The organism is Alloacidobacterium dinghuense (assembly GCF_014274465.1).
GTDB classification, from domain to species: domain Bacteria; phylum Acidobacteriota; class Terriglobia; order Terriglobales; family Acidobacteriaceae; genus Alloacidobacterium; species Alloacidobacterium dinghuense.
The window spans coordinates 1,172,288-1,195,329 of the sequence record NZ_CP060394.1 but is presented as its reverse complement, the minus strand read 5'-3'; the positions used below and the strand labels follow the sequence as shown (position 1 = coordinate 1,195,329).

At 55.2% G+C, this 23,042-nt stretch carries 20 protein-coding genes; 10 read left to right on the top strand and 10 right to left on the bottom strand.

The genetic code is table 11. From position 1 onward, the window contains the following. The first annotated feature begins 53 nt into the window (after window positions 1-53). The 5 genes from H7849_RS04825 to udk are packed head-to-tail and all read left to right on the top strand — an operon-like array spanning window position 54 to window position 4,627. On the top strand, window positions 54-488 hold the full coding sequence (locus tag H7849_RS04825) for a cytidine deaminase (protein WP_251106615.1): 435 nt from the start codon (window positions 54-56) through the stop codon (window positions 486-488). Continuing rightward, complete coding sequence (locus H7849_RS04820) at window positions 475-1,830, top strand: thymidine phosphorylase (RefSeq protein ID WP_186744603.1); 1,356 nt, start codon at window positions 475-477, stop codon at window positions 1,828-1,830. The genes H7849_RS04825 and H7849_RS04820 overlap by 14 nt, the downstream gene beginning before the upstream one ends. A 23-nt stretch (window positions 1,831-1,853) precedes the next feature. Beyond that, window positions 1,854-3,092 carry a NupC/NupG family nucleoside CNT transporter gene (locus H7849_RS04815; RefSeq protein ID WP_186744601.1) on the top strand — a complete coding sequence of 413 codons (1,239 nt, stop codon included), beginning with the start codon at window positions 1,854-1,856 and terminating at the stop codon, window positions 3,090-3,092. 15 nt (window positions 3,093-3,107) lie between these two features. Beyond that, window positions 3,108-3,959, top strand: a complete 852-nt coding sequence (locus tag H7849_RS04810) for a purine-nucleoside phosphorylase (RefSeq protein ID WP_186744600.1) — start codon at window positions 3,108-3,110, stop codon at window positions 3,957-3,959. Then, window positions 3,956-4,627: a uridine kinase gene (gene udk / locus H7849_RS04805; RefSeq protein ID WP_186744598.1), complete on the top strand. Its 672-nt coding sequence runs from the start codon at window positions 3,956-3,958 to the stop codon at window positions 4,625-4,627. The genes H7849_RS04810 and udk overlap by 4 nt, the downstream gene beginning before the upstream one ends. Before the next feature lie 48 nt (window positions 4,628-4,675). Here udk and H7849_RS04800 read toward each other — a convergent pair whose 3' ends face one another. Continuing rightward, a complete protein-coding gene (locus H7849_RS04800) occupies window positions 4,676-5,476 on the bottom strand; it encodes a phospholipase C/P1 nuclease family protein (protein ID WP_251106614.1) in 801 nt (266 codons plus the stop codon). A 174-nt stretch (window positions 5,477-5,650) separates the two neighbouring features. Between H7849_RS04800 and H7849_RS04795 the strand changes: the two genes are divergently transcribed. Together H7849_RS04795 and H7849_RS04790 are read left to right on the top strand one after the other, a co-directional pair. Next, entirely contained in the window at window positions 5,651-6,292 is a 642-nt protein-coding gene (locus H7849_RS04795) for an O-methyltransferase (protein ID WP_251106613.1), read from the top strand. A gap of 98 nt (window positions 6,293-6,390) precedes the next feature. Further along, complete coding sequence (locus H7849_RS04790; protein ID WP_186744596.1) at window positions 6,391-7,452, top strand: 1,9-bis(guanidino)-5-aza-nonane synthase; 1,062 nt, start codon at window positions 6,391-6,393, stop codon at window positions 7,450-7,452. A 322-nt stretch (window positions 7,453-7,774) separates the two neighbouring features. Here the strand turns inward: H7849_RS04790 and H7849_RS04785 are convergent, their stop codons facing one another. Beyond that, on the bottom strand, window positions 7,775-8,950 hold the full coding sequence (locus H7849_RS04785) for a potassium channel family protein (RefSeq protein ID WP_186744594.1): 1,176 nt from the start codon (window positions 8,948-8,950) through the stop codon (window positions 7,775-7,777). A gap of 85 nt (window positions 8,951-9,035) precedes the next feature. Between H7849_RS04785 and H7849_RS04780 the strand changes: the two genes are divergently transcribed. From H7849_RS04780 to glmM, 3 genes are read left to right on the top strand one after another with little or no spacing between them, the layout of a single operon-like run. Next, window positions 9,036-9,260, top strand: a complete 225-nt coding sequence (locus tag H7849_RS04780; RefSeq protein ID WP_186744593.1) for a DUF2905 domain-containing protein — start codon at window positions 9,036-9,038, stop codon at window positions 9,258-9,260. An 11-nt stretch (window positions 9,261-9,271) separates the two neighbouring features. Next, window positions 9,272-10,678: an exodeoxyribonuclease VII large subunit gene (gene xseA, locus H7849_RS04775; RefSeq protein WP_186744591.1), complete on the top strand. Its 1,407-nt coding sequence runs from the start codon at window positions 9,272-9,274 to the stop codon at window positions 10,676-10,678. A 3-nt stretch (window positions 10,679-10,681) separates the two neighbouring features. Then, window positions 10,682-12,031 carry a phosphoglucosamine mutase gene (gene glmM, locus H7849_RS04770; protein ID WP_186744589.1) on the top strand — a complete coding sequence of 450 codons (1,350 nt, stop codon included), beginning with the start codon at window positions 10,682-10,684 and terminating at the stop codon, window positions 12,029-12,031. Window positions 12,032-12,062: 31 nt separating this feature from the next. Here the strand turns inward: glmM and polA are convergent, their stop codons facing one another. From polA to H7849_RS04730, 8 genes are all read right to left on the bottom strand, one after another. After that, the gene (gene polA, locus H7849_RS04765; RefSeq protein WP_186744587.1) at window positions 12,063-14,813 is read right to left on the bottom strand and encodes a DNA polymerase I; all 2,751 of its coding nucleotides are present in this window, start codon (window positions 14,811-14,813) and stop codon (window positions 12,063-12,065) included. 21 nt (window positions 14,814-14,834) lie between these two features. Continuing rightward, the gene (gene queA, locus H7849_RS04760; RefSeq protein ID WP_186744585.1) at window positions 14,835-15,911 is read right to left on the bottom strand and encodes a tRNA preQ1(34) S-adenosylmethionine ribosyltransferase-isomerase QueA; all 1,077 of its coding nucleotides are present in this window, start codon (window positions 15,909-15,911) and stop codon (window positions 14,835-14,837) included. Window positions 15,912-16,096: 185 nt separating this feature from the next. After that, window positions 16,097-16,780 carry a lysophospholipid acyltransferase family protein gene (locus tag H7849_RS04755; RefSeq protein ID WP_186744583.1) on the bottom strand — a complete coding sequence of 228 codons (684 nt, stop codon included), beginning with the start codon at window positions 16,778-16,780 and terminating at the stop codon, window positions 16,097-16,099. 532 nt (window positions 16,781-17,312) lie between these two features. Beyond that, window positions 17,313-17,867 (bottom strand): cupin domain-containing protein, encoded by a 555-nt coding sequence (locus tag H7849_RS04750; protein ID WP_186744581.1) that lies wholly within the window; start codon window positions 17,865-17,867, stop codon window positions 17,313-17,315. Window positions 17,868-18,077: 210 nt separating this feature from the next. Further along, entirely contained in the window at window positions 18,078-19,145 is a 1,068-nt protein-coding gene (gene mauJ, locus H7849_RS04745; RefSeq protein ID WP_186744580.1) for a methylamine utilization protein MauJ, read from the bottom strand. Between the two features lie 322 nt (window positions 19,146-19,467). Beyond that, a complete protein-coding gene (locus tag H7849_RS04740; RefSeq protein WP_186744578.1) occupies window positions 19,468-20,892 on the bottom strand; it encodes a hypothetical protein in 1,425 nt (474 codons plus the stop codon). A 25-nt stretch (window positions 20,893-20,917) separates the two neighbouring features. Beyond that, a complete protein-coding gene (locus H7849_RS04735; RefSeq protein WP_186744576.1) occupies window positions 20,918-21,283 on the bottom strand; it encodes a hypothetical protein in 366 nt (121 codons plus the stop codon). A 21-nt stretch (window positions 21,284-21,304) separates the two neighbouring features. Then, complete coding sequence (locus H7849_RS04730) at window positions 21,305-22,543, bottom strand: alkaline phosphatase family protein (protein ID WP_186744574.1); 1,239 nt, start codon at window positions 22,541-22,543, stop codon at window positions 21,305-21,307. Window positions 22,544-23,042: the final 499 nt, after the last annotated feature.

The window sequence follows — 23,042 nt, the reverse complement described above, 5'->3', positions numbered from 1 at the left end:
ACCAGTAAACTTGAGCAGCCTTGCTCTCCGGGAGCAATGCCGTTAGCCTCAGGATGATGGCAAATCTAACGCCTGAAATTACCGCACAATTACGTGCCTCTGCCGAATCAGCCGCCGCGAAAGCTTATGCTCCTTATTCAAAGTTTCGCGTGGGAGCGGCCTTGCTCTTCGATGATGACACCATCGTGAGCGGGTGCAATGTCGAAAACATCTCCTACGGCCTCACCATCTGCGCGGAACGCACAGCGTTGTGCCGCGCGATCGCAGAACGCGGAGCACAGCACAAGATCGTCGCAATTGCCGTTACAAATCTGAATCAGGCTGCCAGTCCTCCGTGTGGTGCATGCCGCCAGATGCTAAGCGAGTTCGTCACTTCCGATGCCGTCGTTTATTTCCCCGACGATCAGGGCATCACATCCGCTCCATTCAAAGAACTACTGCCCCACATATTCCACCACTGGACGAAGGAAGAGCATGCACGCGGTTGATCTGATCCGAAAGAAACGTGACGGCGAAGAACTTACACTCGCAGAGATCCAGTTCCTCGTGCGCGGAGCGGCCACGGAAAGCATTCCCGAAGAACAGCTGGCCGCTTGGCTGATGGCAGCATTTCTGCGCGGTCTTAGCCTCGCAGAGGTCGATGCATTGACGACGTCGATGAGGCTTTCCGGAGTTGTCTTTGATCCTGCTCCGCTCAGGCGCTTTGCCGTTGACAAACATTCAACCGGAGGCGTGGGAGATAAGACATCGTTTCTGATTGCTCCGATTGCAGCCGCTGCCGGGCTCGTGGTTCCCATGATCAGCGGACGGGCTCTGGGCCACACCGGCGGCACGTTGGACAAACTCGAAAGCATTCCTGGCTACCGGACTCACTTGAGCCTTGCGGAAATGGCGGAAGTGCTCGCGAAATGCGGCGCGAGCATTGTTGGCCAAACCAATCAGCTTGTTCCAGCCGACCGAGTTCTCTACAGTTTGCGCGATCGCACAGCTACGGTAGAGAATCCGTATCTCATTTGCGCATCGATCATGAGCAAGAAACTTGCCGCCGGCCTGAACGGCCTAGTCCTTGACGTAAAGACCGGCACAGGAGCTTTCCTACGGAACAAGCAAGATGCTCTTTTTCTTGCAGCCCTGATGGTGGAGATCGGAGAACGCGCTGGTACACGCACGGCGGCATTGCTCACGAATATGAATCAGCCGCTGGGACGCTTTGCCGGCAACTGGATCGAAATACAAGAGTCGCTCGACTTGTTAGCCGATAAGCGGCATCCCCTGAACGAAGACCTGCGGGAGCTCTCCCTAGTACTAGCGGGATGGATGATTTTCCTCGGCGGAGCCAGCGACAGTGCGGAAATGGGGCGCGACCGTGCCGAGCAGATTCTAACCTCGGGCGAGGCACTCAAGATCTTCACGCAGATGGTAGAGGCGCAGGGTGGCGACACGGCAATCTTCGACCAGCCTGAGAAATTCCATAATCCTCACGCGCGCATGGATTTTGTAGCCGACCGATCAGGCTATCTGGCACATGTCGATTGCACGCTGGTGGGCTGGGCAGTCCAGCGACTTGGAGCAGGGCGCGAGCGTGCAGGAGAGCCCGTCTCGGCGCACGCAGGACTGGAGATGCATGTCAAGCTGGGCGATAAGGTCGAGGCTGGCAAGCCGCTGTGTACGCTGTTTGCAGACTATGATGGGCGGTTCGCTGAACCGGAGATACTGTTGCGGCTAGCACTGATGGTTGCCGATGAGCCCCCCCCCACTGAGCCACTCATCCAGGACACGATTACGGTTGAAAACAAAAAACAGTACCTCGAAAACGCCTATCGCCCATAGGATGAAGAGAATAGGAGAACGATTTGGGGCGATTTACCGGAATTCTGGGCCTGCTTACCATGCTGGGCCTGGCATGGATTTTCTCTACCAATCGGCGGGCTATCCGCTGGCGTACGGTCATTTGGGGCTTAGGACTACAGATTTGCTTCGCGTTCATCGTCCTTGACTTCTCGTGGGGCCAAAAGGTCCTTGCGGTTGCCGGTGATGCCGTTACCCGACTATTGTCGTATGCCTTTGTGGGTTCGACGTTCGACTTTGGCGAATTAGGCAAACAGCACTCCACTTTTGGCAGTATCTTCGCGTTTCAGGTGTTGCCAACGATCATCTTTATTTCTGCTTTCTTCGCGGTCCTCTATCACCTCGGCATCATGCAGTTGCTGATTCGGCTCTTTGCCCGACTCATGCAACTCACTTTGCGCGTAAGCGGCGCGGAGAGCCTGAATGTGGCTGCCAGTATCTTTATGGGGCAGACAGAGGCGCCTCTGACCATTCGGCCATTTCTGCCGGACGCGACGCAATCCGAGCTGATGACGATTATGACTAGCGGCATGGCGCACGTTTCCGGCGGCATCATGGCAGCCTACATTTTGTACGGTATTGAGGCACAGCACTTGCTGGCTGCGGTCATCATGACAGCTCCGGGAACGATTCTCATTTCGAAAATGCTTGTGCCGGAGACTGAGACACCTGCGACGGAAGGCATTGTCCACATGCCCAAAGATGCTGAGCACAAGGAGGAGAATCTGCTGGGAGCAATCGCGCGTGGGACCATTGACGGAGGCCGTCTCGCCTTTAATGTCGCCATCATGCTCATTTCGTTTCTGGCCCTGATTGCCCTGGTGAATGGAATTCTTGGCGGGATACACAACTGGCTCAGCCCACACCATATCCCTTTTCCGTCCAAGCTCGATATGATTCTTGGCGTGCTCTTTGCGCCTATAGCGTGGGTCATTGGTGTCCCGTGGCACGATGTGCGAATCGTAGGCAATTTGCTTGGAACGCGCATGGTGCTGAATGAAGTAGTGGCCTATTCCCTCCTGGGAACACAGAAGGCGATGATGGACTTTCGCTCCTTCACGATTGCAACCTTTGCGCTTTGCGGCTTCGCCAACTTGAGTTCGATCGGCATTCAAATCGGAGGCATCGGTGCGCTCGCTCCGAATCGCCGGAATGATCTGGCACGGCTGGGATTGCGCGCCATGCTGGCGGGGACGATGGCAAATCTGATGTCCGCCTCGATTGTTGGCATCCTGATGCGATAAAACATATAGATAGACGTGAGCAACAACATCTCTTTGTTTGAACAAGCCACAGCGGCTGTCGCCCACATTCAAGCCCAGACGCCCCTGATCCCCACGGTAGGCATCGTCCTCGGGTCGGGGCTCGGGGCCTTCGCCGACAAGATCTCGGACTCGATCGCTATCCCCTTTGCTGAAATTCCGCATTTTCCGAAGTCCACTGTTCCCGGTCACAGCGGTCGGCTCGTCATCGGTACTCTTGATGGTGTCCCCGTTGCTGTAATGCAGGGGCGCGTGCATGCGTATGAAGGCTATTCGCCGCACGAGGTCACGTTTCCCGTTCGGGTGCTTGGTCTGCTCGGCATCAAGACATTGATCGTGACGAACGCCGCCGGCGGTATTCGGCCCGGGTTAAAACAGGGCGAGTTGGTGCTGATTTCCGATCACATCAACTTTACCGATCGCAATCCAGTCATCGGAGAGAACGATGAGCGCTTCGGGCCACGATTCTTCGATATGACCGAAGCTTACTCGAATCGCCTGCGCAAACTGGCGGCGAAAACCGCCGAACAGTCGAGGTTCTCTCTTGCGGAGGGCGTGTATCTCTGCGTGCTTGGCCCCAGCTTTGAGACACCGGCAGAGATTCGCGCATTTCACGCGCTGGGCGCAGATCTCGTTGGCATGTCGACGGTGCAGGAAGTGATCGCGGCGCGGCAAATGGGGATTGAGGTGCTCGGCATATCCTGCGTAACCAATCTTGCTGCCGGTATCCAGACTGAGCCACTGAGCCACGAAGAAGTTATGGAAACAGGACGCCGCGTATCGGCGAAGTTCACGCAGTTGCTCACGGCGCTGATACCTGCCATACAAGGGAAGACCGGCGGCACATGAACGGAACAAACAACGGCCCAGTTGTTATTGGCATAGCAGGATGTTCAGGCTCCGGGAAAACGTCCCTGGCGCAAGAATTGGCGCGCGAGTTGGAAGGCACTCACTTTCATCTGGATCACTACTATCACGATTTAAGCCATCTTTCTTATGAAGAGCGATGTAAGCAAAACTTCGACCATCCCGACGCACTTCAGTCCGATCTGCTTATTTCGCAAATCGGCGAACTTGCATCGGGGCACAGCATCGCGCTTCCGCAATATGACTTCTCAGCTTACACGCGCATTCCAGGAGCTTCTGTAACCATCTATGAGCCGCATTTCCTGCTCGTGGACGGAATTCTCGCACTTCACTACGAGGGCTTGCGGCGCCTCTATCATCTCGGCGTTTACGTCGATACTCCGGACGAGATTTGTTATCAGCGGCGCCTCGCACGAGATGTGCGGGAGCGCGGACGAACTCAGGAATCCGTGGCAAAACACTATGCCGAGACGGTGCGACCGATGGCAGAGGAGTTTGTCAGGCCCTCTGCTCAATATGCCGACCTGATTGTCGACGGGACGTCCTCATTCGACTGGTCGGTAGAACAGGTTTTGAGCGTGCTGCGAAAAAAGCAGCTTCTCGCAGCACATGACATGTTTGTGAAGGATGGATTTGCCGGTCACCCATAAATGGAGACCGATTACTCGTAGTGGGCCTCAGGTACGGGTTTTGCACTCTCAAGCCAACGCTGAGTAGATGATGTCTCGCAGCATGCTCGCGCCTGCGGCGAGGCGTTCAGAGGTAAACTGCTTCGCTTCCGGAGTACCGGCGCCATCGAATCCATGCGTCTTATCGAGCTGGTATACACGCTCGACAAGTGTGCTTGAATGCCGCAGATATGACCTGTAGTTATCGAACTCGTCGTCGACCGGATGTATCGCCGTCAGCAGCGGCTTGACGTCCGATTCCTTGATGTTGGCTCCGAGATAGACGCCTTCAAATTGCCAATGGATCTTGTGGTCGGTGGTGTATCCATTGGGATTGTCTTTGTTCACCCATCCGTTGTAATTCACCGTGGTATGAAGCGGCTGCGAACCGTCTCCAACATAATGACCAAGCCAACCCGCATAAAACAAAATGGCTGCTTCGACCGGTTTCGTGTCCTCGTGTTTGGCGCTGAGATCGCGATACTCTCGCATCGCGGACTTAAGCCGCTCCCACACTTCGTTTGTGATGTATGGTTGAAAACCGATGCGTTCCGGACGAAGATCACGCGCCTGTGCCTGATGCGTGAGACTGGCTGCGTAGGCGGAAGCGATAAAATCGTAGCGGCGGTGCGGCAGCGGCTGAATCACATCCGCCAGTTCCATGTCGATGAAGTGCTCTGGAGCCTGCGCGGCATTCAGTTCAGGCTCGGCAGGTGAGCGCCAGCGGTCGGGCTCCGGTCCCAGGTACTCTATCTCGTCGATCGCGGCTTGCGTATGCATGAAAGCGGGCATATCGGCAGGCAGGCTCTCTGCGGCTAGTTTGTTGATCATGCTATGCCCTACGTTGCCCCAACCAAAGGAAGGCGGCACGACGACCAAAGGCAGAAGGACACTAACAGCAACGTGACGCAAAATTCGAGCGGCATTGATTCTCTCAATGCGAATATAAACGTCGGTCAGATGACATAAAGGACAGTCTCAACACGCGCATTTATCATCGAAGAAATGCTCTTCCGCAAAGAGAAACTGAAACAGGAACACAAAGTCATGCTGCAGGCAGAACGCGCTGCTGGAGCGCTGCTGCCTGAATACCACCGCGCCACTCCTGAGTGCCCTCATCCTGAACGCTGGAGCATGTACGACTCGATGACTGCCGAGGCGGAGGTTCTGGAATTTCTCCGGACTCTGATCACTACGGTGAAACCAGAATTGGTCGTCGAAACGGGAGCTTTCCTGGGGGTCAGCACGCTGTGGATCGCTGAAGGGCTGAAGCGCAATGGCTTCGGCAAAATCACCAGCTGTGAGTTGGATCCTGTCGTCTTTGCTAAGGCTCAGGAAAAGGTTGCAGCTTCCGGCCTTTCTGAATGGGTTGAATTGCGGAACGAATCGAGCTTGGAGATGAAGATTGATGGCCGGATTGACATCCTCTTCAGCGACAGCGACATGCCGATCCGCGAACCCGAAGTGAGACGTTTTCTGCCACAGGTCAACCCGCAGGGACTCATCTTGCTGCATGATGCGAGTTCGCACCTTAAAGTGGTTCGAGAAGCCGCACTGCGGTTGGAGGCAGAGGGACTACTGTCCGTCGTACTGCTGCCAACTCCGCGGGGTCTGGTGATCGCGCAAAAACGGCAAGGACGGAGATAATCCAGAATTTCTTCGCCTTAGATTCGCCATTCCGACCAACAGAAATTAACACAAATCGCCTGTAATGACGCGGGTTTTGTTGATATTCTGAAATGGCTATGCCTACGAAACAGGAACTTCTTACCAACCCTATCCAGCACATCGATATCAAGCAGCACAATGTCGTGGCGCTGGTAGATGCCATGGAACACATGGCTTATAGCTCCCGTGATCTCCACCGGGCAGCTTCGATTTATGAGCGGATGCTTCGCGATAAGGATTGCGGCGTCATCCTCTGCCTCGCCGGCTCGCTGATCAGCGCAGGCTTGAAGCAGATTTTCATCGATCTGGTACGCAACAACATGGTCGACGCCGTGGTTTCCACCGGCGCGAACATCGTCGATCAGGATTTCTTTGAAGGTCTCGGCTATAAGCACTGGATTGCCGACGACATCCTCAAGCAGGGCACGGAAGACGGGATGCTCCGAGAGCTGATGATCGACCGCATCTATGACACGCTGATCGACGAAGAAGAGCTGCGCATTTGCGACGCGACCACAGAGAAGATCGCCGATTCGCTCGATCCCCGCGCTCATAGCTCGCGTGAATTTATCCGCGCGATGGGTGCCTACCTCGAAGCCAACGGCAAGACTCCGGCAAAGGGTGGCGTGGATTCCATCGTCTACGCGGCTTACCAGAAAGATGTGCCGATCTTCTGCCCTGCGTTCAGCGATTGTTCTGCCGGATTCGGCCTTGTAGCGCATCAGCACAAGCGTCAGGACAAGCCGAAGGTTGCGATCGACTCCGCGAAGGACTTTTACGAGATCACGCAGCTGAAAATCGCGAACCCGACTACGGGTCTGCTGATGATCGGCGGCGGTGTGCCGAAGAACTTTGCGCAGGACATTGTGGTTGCTGCGGACATCCTCGGTACCGAAGCGCCGATGCACAAGTATGCCATCCAGATCACGGTCGCTGACGTTCGCGATGGCGCCCTTTCTTCAAGCACGCTTAAGGAAGCCAGTTCCTGGGGTAAGGTGGACACCACCTTCGAACAGATGGTTTACAGTGAAGCAACTTTGGCTTTGCCGTTGATCACGGGTTACGCTTATCACAAGAAAGCGCAGGAAGCGCGGCCCGAGCGGCGCTGGGCGCGCTTGTTAGAACCGGTCACAGCCTGATTTCAATCTAACTTGGAAAAAGCCGCGAGATGCTCGCGGCTTTTCCTTCGCGGGAAGATCGGCCTCCCTGCTCAACTATCCACTTGCGGGATAAGATTTGATTCACTCTCCGACGGAGTTTTCTGCCACGTTGTTCGTGTTCTCATCCATCGGTAGTCTTTATCTGATTTGCTTTCTCTGGTTCCGCTCATTATGCCGCGCCGCCATTCGCTCCTACCAGTCAAGTGTCGAACAAACACGTACCTCGAATCTTATTCCCTTTGAGCGTGTCTAAAGCTGCACGTCCAGAAAATGCACTGAGCGGTTAAAGAGGCCTATCTATTCAAAAATGATGGTGTTCTTCATCGAAGAGTAACGCGCGTGCATTTTCCGCGGCGCTCTCGTCTAAAGTCCCTGCCTCTGCGTCAGCTCGAAGTTTTGCGACGGAAAGCCAATTGTCTTTGTGGGGATGTTCAGACACCCAAGGTGGAAGATCCATACAAAGATAACGGCTAAGCGCCTCGGCATAGCCTTCATAAAGTTGCCGCATCTGACGCAGTCGTACGGATGAGTGAGCATCACGGCAGAGTCGCACGCCGGACTGGCACATCTGGTCATATACCTGCCCAAACTGCTTCTCCGTCAACCGGTCCGGCATGTCTTTGACCGGTTCCAGCGAGAAAACCTGAGCCAGATCAACAAGCGCATGCCGCGCCATAGCAAATGTAAGCTGTGCCTGTCGCGCTGGCCGCTCCTGCACTCCGGATATCAGCAAAGCACAGGTATCGAGGATAGCAGTAAGCGCGCCAATCCAGCTCTGATGCGTATGTTGGGAACGAAAATAGCAAAGCAGAGGATAGGAAATATGACTCTCGAGCAACTCAGCGGACCAGCGCTCCCACTCTTCCAGTAAAACGACCAACGCGGCATTTCCACCATCGAAGGCATGCCGGTGCAGAAGCTCGACCGCGGTCGGCGGGGAGCCGGCACGAGCATCAAGCAGAGCAATACTGACCTCACGCCGCGAAAATGCCGCATACAGGACCGGGAAATAACCGATCACCATCGCGACAAATCCCAATCCCATTCCCGCTTCGAGAATCACGAAATCTCGGATGAGGTACTGGCGCGGCACCACATCTCCCAGGCCGAGTGTGAAGAGCGTGGTCCCGCTGACATAGATGTCGGAGCGCAAACCAACAGTGCGGCCAAGTGGATCGGCAAATGGTGAACCGAACCCGTAATAGATGAGCGCAAAACCCAGGACCAGAGCACTGGCCCACACAACGATCAGCAATACGAGCGAAAGCGGACCGTAGAAGCTCAGCATGGTCTCGCGCTTGCGTTCGTTCTTAATCTTATTAGCGAACCCTGACCAGGGCGCCCAAGTGAAGATGTAAAAGACTCCCGTGATACGAAACCTGCCCGTTGCCCGCCTCGGCAGAATCACAGTCTGAAACGCATCAAGCAACGCCAGGACCAAACACGCAATACCGGCAATCAGGCTCAAAATCTGCACGTGCTTCTCACTTTCTCGTGCGCTTAGAAGAGCAGGAATTATGGGTCCGCGTCAACGATGAGCGAGGCTGTTCTAAACTGGCAACATGAATGACTTTGGCCGCATGCTTGTGGGCCTTGGGCTGCTATTTCTCGTTGTTGGCAGCTTGATTCTTCTACTGGGCAAGACCGGCATCCCCTTGGGCAGATTGCCCGGAGATATCACGTATCGTGGCAAAAATACGTCCTTCTATTTCCCCTTGGCCAGTTCCATTCTGATCAGCATTTTGCTTTCGATTGTCTTCTACCTCATTTCGCGCTTTCGGCGATAAACTAAGCTTTTGTGAATCACACAGCATCAGAATCCGATCCGCAGCTCGGCTTTATCTTTGAAGCACCAAAGACGGAAACGCGACGCATCTGGAACGTCGCAGAGCTCGTTAGCGAAGTGCGCACTCACATCGAGCGCGCTTATGCAGATCTTTGGGTGGAAGGAGAAATCTCCAACCTACGCCCGGCGCCGTCGGGGCATGTCTACTTCACCTTGAAAGACGGCGATGCGCAACTGCCGGCTGTTCTTTTCCGAAAACAGTCTTCGCTTCTCCGCTTCCGTCCGGAAGATGGTTTGCACGTAATGGTCCGCGGTAAGATCTCGGTCTATGAACAGCGTGGGCAAATGCAGATTGTTGCCGAATTCATGGAGCCGGTCGGTGCAGGCTCCCTCCAGATCGCCTTTGAGCAACTAAAAGCGGGGCTGCAGCAGCAGGGCCTTTTCGAACAGGAGCGCAAGAAGCCGCTACCGGCGTTTCCCAGGTGCGTCGGAATCATTACTTCTCCGACGGGCGCCGTCATTCGCGATTTTTTGAACGTAGCCGGCCGCCGACATGCAGCGTTGGATATTTTGCTTTATCCGGCTTTAGTGCAGGGGGAAACTTCTGCCGCAGAAGTCGCTGCTGGCATTACCTTTTTCAACCGCAAGCGCAACGTCGATGTAATCGTGATCGCCCGTGGCGGCGGATCGCTAGAAGACCTTGCACCGTTTAATTCCGAACTTCTCGCACGCTCCATCGCCGAGTCCGAAGTGCCGGTTGTCTCGGCCATCGGCCATGAGACGGATTTCACGATCGCAGATTTCGTCGCCGACCTGCGTGCTCCCACTCCGTCCGCGGCAGCTGAGATTATCACCGGCGCGCTACACAAAGTGGAGGAGCACGTCGAGCAATTATCGCTTCGACTTGATCGTGCCTGCCGCTATCGCCTGATGCAGGCGCGTGACAGCTTCGCCCGGCTCGATGTGAATACGTCATTTGCCCGCCTGCGCGAGGGTTTTGCGCGTCGTCAGCAACGCGTGGATGAATTACGGTTTCGCATAGAAGTAGGGTGGAATCTGCTAAACCGCATGTTCTCGGAACAATTGCATCTGCTCACAGCGCGTCTCCGACGGCAAGACGTTACACATCGTTTGCAGTTTTTGCGCGAACGGCTGACGACTCTCGATAGCCGCCTTGCGCTGTCGCAGCAGAACCTGGTTCGCAATTTATCGATCCGGCAACAAAATCTGGCACGGCAGCTGCATGCTTTGTCACCACTTGCCGTTTTGAATCGTGGTTATGCGCTCGTGTTCGATGAGGCGGGAACACTGATCAAGAGCGCGTCTAGTCTGACGCCGAACCAACGACTCGTAACACGCCTGGCTCAAGGAAGTGTTGAGAGTCGCGTAATAGAAATCACTCCTGAAGGCACTTCGTAACTTATGAGAAAACTTTTCGGCACTGATGGCATTCGCGGCGTAGCCGGTCAATCGCCACTCGATCCCAAAACCATTTACGCGGTTGGGCTGGCACTCGCGCACCAAGTAAGAGCAAGCAATAGTCATCCGCGCCTGCTCCTTGGCATGGACACGCGCGAATCGAGCAGCTGGATTGCAGCCGCGCTCAGCGCTGGCATCGTCAGCGGGGGGGCTAAGGTCGAGAGCGCCGGCATCATCACCACTCCGGCTGTTGCGTATCTTGCGCGAACGCATGGCTTCGATGCAGGAGTCGTGATCTCGGCGTCTCACAATCCCTGGCAGGACAACGGCATCAAAGTCTTCGGCGGGAACGGTTATAAGCTTCCCGATGAAATAGAACTGCGCATCGAAGAAGAAATATTTCGCCAGTTGGAAAATGTAGCTGCTCCTGACATTTCCTCTCTGACTGCGCCAACAGTCAATCCTCGCTTTCGCGCGGACTACGAAGATTTTCTGCGAGAGGCCGTTCCTGATCTCAGCCTCGACGGTTTACGTCTAGTCCTCGACTGTGCGAATGGAGCGGCATCAGCAATAGCGCCGGAACTGTTTGCTCAGCTTGGCGGAAGAATCGATCTCACGCACATCTCGCCGACTGGCCGCAACATCAATGCGACTTGTGGCGCCCTTCATCCGGAAGTTGTCGCTGCCGAAACGAAATCACTCCGCGCAGACTTGGGTGTGACCTTCGATGGCGATGCCGATCGCGCCCTGTTTGCCGATGCCCACGGCAATGTCGTAAATGGAGATGCCGTGCTTCTTCTCGCCGCGCGCGATCTCTTGGCGCGCAAGCTTCTCAAGCGGGGACTGGTTGTAGCTACAACCATGTCGAACATGGGCCTCGAAGCAGCACTGCGTAGCGATGGCATTCTGATGCTGCGTGCTCCCGTAGGTGACAAGTACGTGCTGGAGCGCATGCAGCAGGAAGACGCTTCACTTGGTGGCGAGCAGTCCGGCCATATTCTCTTCCCGCACCTTGCGACTACAGGCGATGGGCTTCTGACCGCGCTCGTCGTGCTCGACATTATTCGCCGTGCCCGAAAACCGCTGCATGAACTCATTGCGGATCTGAAAGTCTTTCCGCAGGTCATCGTCAATGTCCGCGTGAAAGAGAAAAAGCCGCTGGAGGAAATTGCAACCGTCAGAAGCACAATTCGTGAGGCAGAAACAGAGCTTGCAGAAAATGGACGCGTCGTCGTGCGCTATTCCGGAACGGAAGCACTGGCTCGTGTCATGATCGAAGCTGAATCTGAAGAAGCAATGCGGCATCATGCCGACCGCATCGCCGGTGCGATCCGCGAAGCGCTCGGCGCATAACTCTCTCAGCAGGGACCTGAAGGCACCGGCGCTATTTCAGGTCTCGCCAATTTGGTCCCAGTCCGCAATCAGCAACGATGGGCACCTTCAATTCAACGACGTGCTCCATCTCGTGCTTAACCATAGCCTGCACCTGATCCGCTTCGTCTTCAGGCACATCGAAGAGCAATTCATCATGGACCTGTAAAGTCATCACAGTACTCAATTTCTCTTCAGCGAATCGACGATCGATCCGGATCATCGCCAGCTTAATCAAATCCGCTGCTGTTCCCTGCAGTGGGGTGTTGACAGCGGTGCGTTCTGCAAATCCGCGGAGATTGGCATTGCGGCTTTGAATATCCGGGATGGGCCGCACGCGTCCAAAGATTGTCTTCACCCGCTGGTCACGCCGAACTTCCTCGAGCAAATGATCAATGTAAGCGCGCACTCCCTGATAGCGTGCAAAGTAAGTGTCGATATAGAGTCTCGCCTCGTGCTGATCGATGCCAAGTTGCTGTGCTAATCCAAATGGTGAGATTCCATAAACAATGCCAAAGTTCACGGCTTTGGCTCGATTGCGGGTCTCCTTGCTCATCTTGTCTACGGGAACACCAAAGACCTCGGAAGCAGTCAACGTGTGGATGTCTTGTCCGGTCTGATAGGCGCGAACGAGCAAAGGATCGTCGGAGAAATGCGCCATCAGTCGTAGTTCAATCTGCGAATAATCCGCCGAGAAGAGAACCCGGCCCGGCGCTGCGATGAATGCAGCTCGAATCTCGCGCCCTAGCTCAGTACGTATCGGGATGTTCTGCAGATTGGGATTCGTCGATGATAACCTCCCCGTGGCTGTACCCACTTGATTGAACGTCGTATGTACGCGACCTTCACTATCTGCCAGCAGAGGCAGCGAATGCACATAGTTCGACTTCAACTTGGCGAGCTGCCTGTATTCAAGAACCAGTCGCGGCACCTCATTGTGATCGGCAAGTTCTTCGAGCACATCTTGCGCAGTGGAAACTACCTTACCTTTGCCGTACTTGAGCGGCTTGGGCAGGTTCATTTTGTTAAAGAGCACATCACCGAGTTGCTTTGGTGAGTTGATATTGAAGCGATGTCCAGAGCGCTGGTAGATCTCCTCGCCGACCCGATGGATTTCCGTCGAAAGCCGTTCTCCCATCCGTTGTAGAACACCAGAGTCGATGCGGACGCCCGCTTCCTCCATGCGCAGCAAAATGGGGACCAGCGGAAGGTCGATGGTTTCGTAGGCCTGACGCGTTTCCAATGCATCCGCTTCACTGCGCAAGACTGGAGTGAGTGTCTGCACCGCGTGCACTGCTTCGGTGAGTTCATTTTCTCCCGTTTCTCGTAAAGGATGATTGCTGAAACGCGCCGCAACATCACTCAACCGATGAGAGGCGTGGGTCGGATTGATGAGATACGAGTAGAGCATCAGGTCGTCAAGCGCATTCCTGAGTTGCACACCTTGATGCTCCAAGGCACGAAGAGCACCTTTCAGATCGTGCACACGCTTGGAAATAGACTCGTCTTCAAGAATCTGCTTGATGGCACTCAGCGGAGCCAGCAACGCCTGTTCGGTGTTGGCGGCCACAGCAATCCGCAATTCCTGTTTCCCTGAAGAAGTCGGCTCTGTTGTTTCGGCCAGATCAAGAAGCGACATGGTCTTGAATTTCGGCTCGTTCTCCTCAACGCTCTCTGCTTCCTTCTCGCTAACCTGCTCGGCTATCGTTTCCAATTCGGATGTTGGCAAAGCAAATGCGAAGCCGTTTTGGCGTGCTTGTGTAATGAAATTTTCAATCTCTTCCGTTGAAGGGTTGAGCACATGTTCGACCGGGTGCTCCACTTCAGCCGGAGCAAGCTCCTTCAGCAAAGTTGTGAATTCAAGCTCAGTGAAGAGTTGGCGGCAGGCGCTCACGTCGTTTGGCTGCGTTCGCATCGCATTCAGGTCGAGTTCAAGCGGCACTTCGCAATGGATCGTCACCAGTTCTTTGCTCAGTAGGATGTTGTCGCGGTTATTCTCCAGCGATTCGCGATAGGTCTTGCGCTTTACTTCAGATGCTCGATCGAGAGCTGCGTCCAGAGTGCCAAATTGCTGAATGATTTCAACAGAACCCTTGTCGCCGATGCCGGGTGCGCCGGGGATGTTGTCGATGGAGTCGCCGCGTAGGGCCATGACATCAATTACCTTTTCGGGTGGCACACCGAGCGTTTCTTCGACTTTGGCGCGGTCGAGAACCATGTTGTCTTTCACCGGGTTCAGGACTTTTACGTCGTCGTTTACCAGCTGCAGCATGTCCTTGTCATTCGAGACAACGTAGACTGGGTGGCCTTCTTCTGCGGCCTTCTTTGCTAACGTACCGATGACGTCATCCGCTTCGAATCCTTCGGCTTGCAGGATCGGAATGTGGAAGGCTTCGAGGGCGCGTCGGATGTAGGGGAGTTGCTGCTTCAGGTCCGGCGGCATTTCGGTGCGGTTGGCTTTGTAGCCCTCGTAGTCGATCTCGTCGAAGGTCTGCGTCTTGATGTTGAACTTGCGGATCTTGGTCATGGCGCGGGCCCGTTCGTCACGGAAGACCTGTCCGCTGATGTCGAAGACGGCGGCAAAGTACTCTGGCTGGAAGTCGCGGCGCAGCTTGTTGATCATGTTCACGAAGACGTAGGTGGCTGCTGTTGGCACGCCTTTGCGCGTGGACATGGGCCTCTGACGCTGCATCGCGTGGTAGGCACGGAAGATGAACGACATCGAATCGAGCAGGAAGACAGGCTTTTTATCGGAAGAAGACATCGAATTCGAGTCTAATTCTTTTCACTGCTGCGGCGCTGACGACAGGAACATGCAGTCGCCGTAGGAGAAGAAGCGATAGCCTGTTTCGACGGCGTGTTTGTAGGCGGCGAGAACGTGCTCGCGTCCGCCAAAGGCGCTCACCAGCATAAGCAGTGTCGATTGCGGAAGATGGAAGTTGGTCAGGAGTGCTTCGACGATGCGGAATTCGTATCCGGGCGAGATGAAGATGTTCGTAGCTCCAGAGTGTGGTTCGAGTCTGCCGTCCCGGGCGATGCTCGCGCAGTGTTCAAGCGTGCGGACTGTGGTTGTTCCTGCCGCAACGACTCGGCGGCGTTCGCGTTTCGCTGCGTTGATGGCTTCGGCGGTGGTTTCCGGAAGTGTGTAGCGCTCGGTGTGCAGATGAATGTCTTCGACCTTGTCGACGCGGACTGGCTGGAAGGTTCCTAGTCCTACGTGCAGTGTTACGTATGCGATTTGGACGCCTTTTTCTGCGATTTTTTGCAGAATTTCGGACGTAAAGTGCAGTCCTGCGGTCGGTGCGGCGACTGATCCCCGCGACTCGGCGTAGACGGTCTGGTAGCGGTCGCGGTCTGCGGTTTCGTCCTGGCGGTGGATGTAGGGCGGCAGGGGGATGTGGCCCAGATTCTCCACGACTCCATAGAAGTCAACGACCGGCTCGAAGCGGATCGTTCGTTCGCCGAATTCGCCGTGGGCGATGACTTCAGCGCAGAGGGCGTGATCGCCGAAGGTCAGCTTCTCTCCGGTCAGGACTTTGCGTCCAGGGCGCGCGAGAACTCTCCATTCCCATTCGCTGATCTGCTCGGTGAGCAGGACCTGGATGCGTCCGGTGGTTTTGTGGCCCTCTTGCGTGTGCAGTCCAGCGCGGTGTGCGAAGAGGCGCGCGGGAATGACCCGGCTGTTGTTCAGGACCAGCACGTCGCCTTCTCGGAGCATCTCCGGGAATTCGCGGAAGTGGTGGTCTTCGTAAGCTCCTGTCTTGCGGTCGAGCGTTAGCATGCGTGATGCTGCTCGGTCCCCGAGGGGTTTCTGGGCTATGGATTCTTCGGGAAGGTGGAAGTTGAAGTCGGAGACTTGCACTCAGTTGATTTTATCTGCGCTACGTTTTAGCTCTTTTGAGAGAAAAGCCCTGGGCTAAAGCCCTTTTCTCTTCGTCCACTTATTCACCGGCCTGAAGGCTGGTGCTTTTACCGGGCCTTGCTTGCGCAAGGCTTCGCACGAGCTTTGCTCGCGCGGGCCCTTCGACTACGCGCTTCGCGCTCCGCTCAGGATGATATCTCGGAGGAGAGGCGGCGCTCGGCGTTCAGTCGTGCTCGTTCGATGGCTTGGTTCAGTTCTTCGCGCTTGGCTTCCAGCGTTGTCGCGTCTGCATCGAAGGCGGGAGGCGCAACGCTGCGCGACCAGCTTACGATGACCCTTGAGAACGGCTTTGGGATGAGGAAGCGGTCCCAGGAATTCAGCTTCCAGGCTCGCTCGGGCAGGAGGTGGAAGCTGCTGATCTGCTCCTGCGTCATCTGCGCCAGCTTTACGGGACCCATCTTGGTCTGGTAGATGGGGCCTCTCGGGCCGTCGGCGGTGAAGACTACCGGCAGGCCGGATTCGAGGACTTGCTGGAGGGCCAGCAGTCCGGCTGCTCCTCCGCGGGAACTGGAGCCGCGGACGGCGTCAAAACCCAGGATCGAGAGAGTTCGGGTGATCAACTCGCCGTCGAAACTGCGGCTGATGAGGATGGAGCAGCGGAACTTGCGGAAGTACCATCCGCAGGGCAACGTACACTGGTGCCAGAAGCAGAAAATTCCCTTCGCTGGCGGCGTGGCCGGGATGGCTCCTTCTTCGGCGATGACCTCGAAGCGCAGAGTGATGCCGATGGCAGCCAGAATCGCGGCGGTGAGGCGCGGGACGATGGCCAGCGCGATCCGCTGCGGGAGGGTGAAGTCTTTCCGGGTCACGCTCCTGATTCTACCTACCCCCTCCCCCCGCCCTCTTTCTTTTCGCTCCTATATTTTTCAATGACTTAGAGGGGGATCATCCCCTGATATCCTTTTGATTCTATTAGGCTTAGGTGCTTTCTAGTGTTTTCAACAACTTAGCTGGGGATCGACCTTCCCGGCAATAGAAAAGCCCGCCATCGGCGGGCTTTTTCTCCTCTATATCCAGAATAGCAGTTCTGGCAAAATAACACGCCAAATTGCTTGTCTTTTATGTGCTTTATTTTCTTTGATTTGAAAATTATTTTGCTGATCATCCCTTGACAAAGGAGAAGGCAGGAAAAGCCCGGGGCTGAAGGCCCCGCTCTTCACCGCCGTCCTGCTTCGCAGGACAAACGGTCCAACTCCAACCTCATTCAAAGGAATCACCACTATTATTTTGCGGTTGGAGGGCTTGACACGCGGTGGCCGGGTAAGGGGCAGATAATGTTCTTTGATTGAGCCGATCGACGGGATTTAGTCGCTACGCTTTCCAAACTCAATGCCAAGCTGATCAGCGGAATTCCGTGTCGTATTTTCTAAGGGCAAGGTCCTTGATCTGTTCCCTGGTGAGTTGTTTTGCGGGCATGCCAGGCGGGCTGCAGGTGTCACGGAAAAAGCCGTCCAGGCCTGCGGGCGACACGACCCAGAGCAGGAGAAGTTCGTGATCGGGATTCTCGAATCCATGCCAGGTGTTTCTGGGAATGTATATCGTTGAGCCTTTTTCGAACGGATTACGCACATCGTTGAGGAGGACCGTTCCACTGCCTTCGAGAACGTAGAAGTCTTCGTCCATCTTGAAGTGCCGGTGGGTGGGAATTCCGGTGCCGGTCATCACCTGCTGGGTTCCCATGGCGAGTTCGCTGGAACCGTTGGCCGCGCCGAATTTGATGAAGATGTTGCCGTGGTCACGGAAGTGGATGAGATGTTCGCCTTCGGTGGCGTTGAGTACAGAAGCTTGTAGCGCGGTGGCCTGGGCGACGGCGATGCCTTGCGGTAAGACCTGGCTGATGCCGAGGCTTCCCAGGCGGAGGAGGATGGATCGGCGTTGATGTGCGAAGGTGTCCATGGCGTTCTTCTCTGTGACGAGTATCGCCTTATTTGGTCGCTTCGTCCTTTCGGACTGCGCTCCAGCCTGCGGCAGCGAGGTACGGCTCTTCGAGCCGGTTCTTGTTCACCGGCCTGAAGGCCGGTGCTTCTACCCCTTTAATTTTGTGCACGTCTTCGACGGCGTTAACTCTCTTAACGTACGCACCTATGCTAGCGCTGTCAGGATCAGTCAAGAGGAAGTCCCGAATTCACCTGGGAATTCAATTTTGAGTAATAGACGTACCCATATTCGGAGAAGCGGAAGCCATTTCGTTACAGCATTGACATCTTCCAACCTATCAGCAACAGTCTCGATCTTACCGGACCGCATGAGGGCATGTGCGACTCGATCTCGAAGTGGTTCGAGGTATTGCCCTCTGATCGCTTTGAATCTTTTTCCACGCGCTTCAGCTGGAAGAATTTGATCCATTGTAAGATCGTCGTCCCAATCTGTCCGCCACGGGTAAAGTAACCCGAGAAGGCCTTTAATTGCTTCTCTTGAGAGAGGCACGTCCTCAGAGTATTTTCGCGGTTGTTCTCCCCGAGTTTTTGCCTGTTTTGCATTATCGCCACGACGCACATAAATGCTTTCTGCGATTTTGTAAAAACAAAGAAACCGATAGAACGAGCTATTGGTATTCATCCCTTCCCGATAAACGCTTGCATAATGGCGGAAATCCTGGGAAAGGGCTGCGGTATGCCCCGCGCCTGGGGTCATCTCCACATACGGAGCGTTAAGGCGAAGCATATCGGTGTGAGTAGTAAGGTCAGTCACCTGGATTGTTTCAATTAGGACTGGAACATCAAGCGTTAGTGACCAAGAACTCAGAAATGGGGTCAATGCTTGGTAAGCAACAGACTCGGCGTGACGATAATCTTGAGCGGGAAGATTCTCGACAACAATTTTGCCAATGTAACCATCATCGTTGATGACGCATTTGAATTCGATCTGCCAGCTGTCACCTCGAGTTTGCAGAACCATACCCACGATATCTTCATCGGACGTTCGCTGTGAAGCAGGTTTACCGATACCTAGATGGGAGTCACCTACTACGTTTGTCAAAAAGGAGGGCTCTCGTTCCGAAAACTTCAATCGTCCTGGCCTAGCCAAGAGGAATTGAACTCGGAATCGACCAGGAACGCTGATTGGGCGTGAACCAAGAGGAAAATCGGTAGTTCCAAACAATACAAGCATTTTTTGCTCCTCTCCTGGTACGCCACGCATCCGTATTCTCTCGGTACTGCTAAACGACGCCATGCCGGATCTCCTAATTGTTGCTATAGACAAAAAGTGATTCTAGCGATCAAATCGCGTACTTATCACGACATAATTGCAAGGAATCAGCGAAGAGAATATTGGTCTTGCCTTCGGCAAGACCAATTCGCACGAGCGTTGCTCGTGCGGGTCCTTCGACTTCGCTCAGGATGACATCGGTTGGGATGGACTGTGCTTTCCCACCCCTTCGGCTGCGCTCAGAGCAGGCTTTATCGCAAACTACGCGATAGGATGGGCACCCTTTTTCGTGCTGCTCGATGTGAAAAGCAGAAGAGCTCGGTACATCGGGCTCAGTACTTCGGGCTTAGAACAGGGAGGGCCGCGCTGATCCGCCGAGAAGCGAAGAGTTCATATTGAAGATGTTGTGATGCCCTTCGCTTCCTCCCCAGGCGAACATGAGCGAGACCATCGGGAAACCGCCGGCTCTGAGTGTGAGTCCAGCGGCGAAGCTGTCTCTCAGGTTATCGAAGTCGATGTCGCTGCGCGCAACCGCGACTTTGCCCTGGTCGGCGAGAAAGCTGAAGCCGAAGGGGCCCCATATCGAGTGCTCGAAGGTCTCGCGCAATAGGAAAACGTTCGGTGCGCGGAAGCGATAATCCTGATAGCTTGGGAGCGCCATTGCGCCGTTGATGTCCGATCCGCCAAGGGTGGGCTGGAAATAGAACGGGACTGTGTTGATTGACGACGTGGAGGATTCGGAAAGCAGTACGCGAAAGCCGATCGAGCCGTTGAGGTTTCGCGAGTGGGAGACCGGCGGGCACTTTTCGCTAAGCGGCGCGCACTCGTCCGGACCATGCACGTCGGTATTGACCATCCCCGACTTGGTGTATCCGTAAAGATAAAAGGTGTGATTAAAGTCGGTCGTCCAGCGCAGAAAAGAATGACGAGAGTCCGACGAGGCCGCGAACTGCTGAAAGCTGCCCTGATAGTTCAGCTGGAAGCGGGCTCCAAATTTGGGATTGATGCGCACGCCTTCACCGAATTGGGCCATGGATGGCTGCGAGCTGAGGCCAGGCGCGGTTGCTTCCGTGTAAAGGGCTCCAATCGAGGGTTGCGACTCGCCGTGATTGCCACGCACGCTCACGAATCGGCCATTGAGTTCTCCAAGCAGCGCAAGGTTGAGGCCGCGGATGGCTTTCCATTCATACACCGGCTTGATGGCGTTTACGCCGACAATTGTCTGCGTCATGCCGAAGACAGACTGTCCCGCAAGTGTGGAGTCGTTGCCCAGCCCAAAGTAGTACAGCTTGTTCAGCGAAATCGCCTGGGCGTACAGATTCAGAACGGTGTTGGGATGAATGAAACTGGGCGGCTTTGTTCCCGATGCCGACCCTGTTGTGCCCGTTCCGGAAGGGACTGGAGTCAGCACATGAATGTTCTCAGGCGGCGTGTGGATCATCTTCATGTAGCCACCTGCGCGAAAGGAGCCGTTTACCGAGCCCACCGCGTCGACGTCCCATGTCATGCGCCAGTTTTTGGTGTTCTGGCCGGCAACGAAGGCCGCTCCGAGCGCGAAGCCGTTCTGCGGCGACATGCTACCAGCCGCAATGTGCAATGGATGATCGGTGAAGAGCTCGATACTGCATCCGGGAATCCCCTTGACACCTGTGCCTTTGCAGGCCTCTGCCACGCGTTCGCTTTCGCGCCGGAAGTCCGCCTGTAACTTACCCTCCTGGGCGAATGCCAGCAGAGACGTAAGCCACAAGATCACCGCCACACTCCATCGCATATCGCCCTCCTCAAAAATTGAATTGCTATTTCTTCTTCGGTGCGGTTTTGGCCTTCTTACCGTCTTTGGTTTGGCCCGTGAGTTTCGGCGCGGGCTTCTCTTCGGCAACTGCAGCAATCTGAAGCATGGTCTTCCGCTTTGGTACGGGCCTTACTCGCTGCCTGGTTGCGTCTGCGTGCGCTTGATGGATCGCCTCTGTTACTTCACGGATGTACCGGGCGGCTTCCCCTTCCGTCTTGATGGCATTGACGTAGATCTCGGTGCGGTAGCGCAACGGGAGCCGCCTCTCTGCCTCGTGCATGTGCTCCACCTGCTTCAACAGCAAAGCATTTGCAGGACGGTTCGGGTTCATTGCTTCTTTTGGCGGTCTGGGGACTTGAATCAGTGTCATCGGTCTGTCTCCTTGCCTGCGCTAGACATCAAACTCGGGACAATCGTTTCGCATGGTCGCGAGCGAAAGCAGATTTCTTTGCGGATCGACGGGCTGCGTCTTCGGTTCAAGAAACACGTCAGCATTCTTTTCGCGGACAGAGCGTGGCTCGTAGTCTCCCAGAAAAAACTTCGTTACGGTCCCTGGAATTGAAGCGTGATCGAAGGTGCGATCGACGACTGTTCCCTTCGGAATCCATGGCGAGATGAGTATGGCTGGTACTCGCACTCCGAGCCGGTCGAATTTGAATTCTTTTCCTGTTCCCGTATCGTTTGCCGAAGCTGTGAATTGATCGGGAGGACACGCTGGAGGCACCACGTGGTCGAAAATACCGCCGTGCTCATCGTAGGCGATGAGCATCGCTGTGCTGGCCCACAGCGGGCTCCTTTTGATGGCCATATACACCTGCGCGATGAACAGTTCCCCTTGCTGCACGTTGTGGTCGGGGTGCTGGTCGCTCGCTACCGCCTCTCCCGTATCGGTGTCGTGGTCGCTGTAATTCGGCTCGATGAAGGAGTAGTCGGGGAGCTGTCCTTTGCTGCAGTCGTCCATGAACTGATCAAAAGTGCCGAAGAGTTCCGGCTGGTTCTGGAGCAGGTTGACAATTTCAATCGTGGAACTGGCGACGTCGAAATAGTAGAGCTTCGATGTATGCTTCGGAGACGCATTGATCAGGCGGCTGTAGGTACTCTTGAATGGTTCATTCACATACAAAAGATTCATGTCGACCCGCCCGAAGGACGTGCCGTAATGCGCAAACGCGCGATTGCAAACCGTCGGTCCCGGGATCGATGCAAACCAGCGATTGAAAACGGCGAACTCCTGCGCGAGAGTCGTCAGCACGGGCAGCTTTTCTTTCGGGAAGTAGTACGTGATCTTCTGCGAGTGCGCGACGTCTCTTCTCTGGTTGAAATAGCTCTTGATGAATCCTTGCATGTTCGCTGTGCGGTTCTCGCTCGTGTCTCCGCCAAAGATTTGCAGATCGACGGCAGGAAAATGATGATCGGGGTCGGGGTCGAGCTGGCCCTGAAAATCCGCCAGTGGCTGCGGCTTGATTTGCGCGCCTGCCGTATCTGGATTGCTGATCGCATTTTGAATGCCGTCGATGCGCGGATTGTCGGCGCCGAGCGAGCCCAGCATGTGGTCAAACGAGCGGTTCTCCATCATCAAGACGACGATGTGTTGGAGAGCATCGAGTCCGGGTGCTGTTCCATTTGCCATTCATGGCTCCATTCATGAAGTACAGGCTAGTTGTCTTTACTCTTAACGACGAGCGCAGGAGAATGCCTGCAATCGGCCGACACTTTAATAGGGCAGCGGCAATTGCTTTCGTTTCTTAAGTCGACTCGTAGGCACTCGCATCGGCGTTATGTCGGGCGACGATTGAGAGACAAGTTTTACTCCATTGCGTTACATATGCCAAGTCTTTGCATTCAGGGACTGGGCAATCGAATAACTGGTTGGGTTGGGTTCGTGCTTTCCCACCCTGACTGCGTCAGGATGGCGCGCCCTTTTTCTTGCTGCAGCTTAGAAAAAGCAGATCCTTCCTCTTCACTTCGTTCAGGGTCAGGATGACAGCATTGTTGGCGGGTGCAGTGTCGTGCTTCAGTGAAAGGCGGCAGTGCCGTCTCCCGCTCTTTCGCTGGCAAGGCCCGTGCGGCGAGCCGCTTTCCGCGCAGAGCCTGCCCTGAGCTTGCCAAAGGGAGCCGCCGGAGGCAGA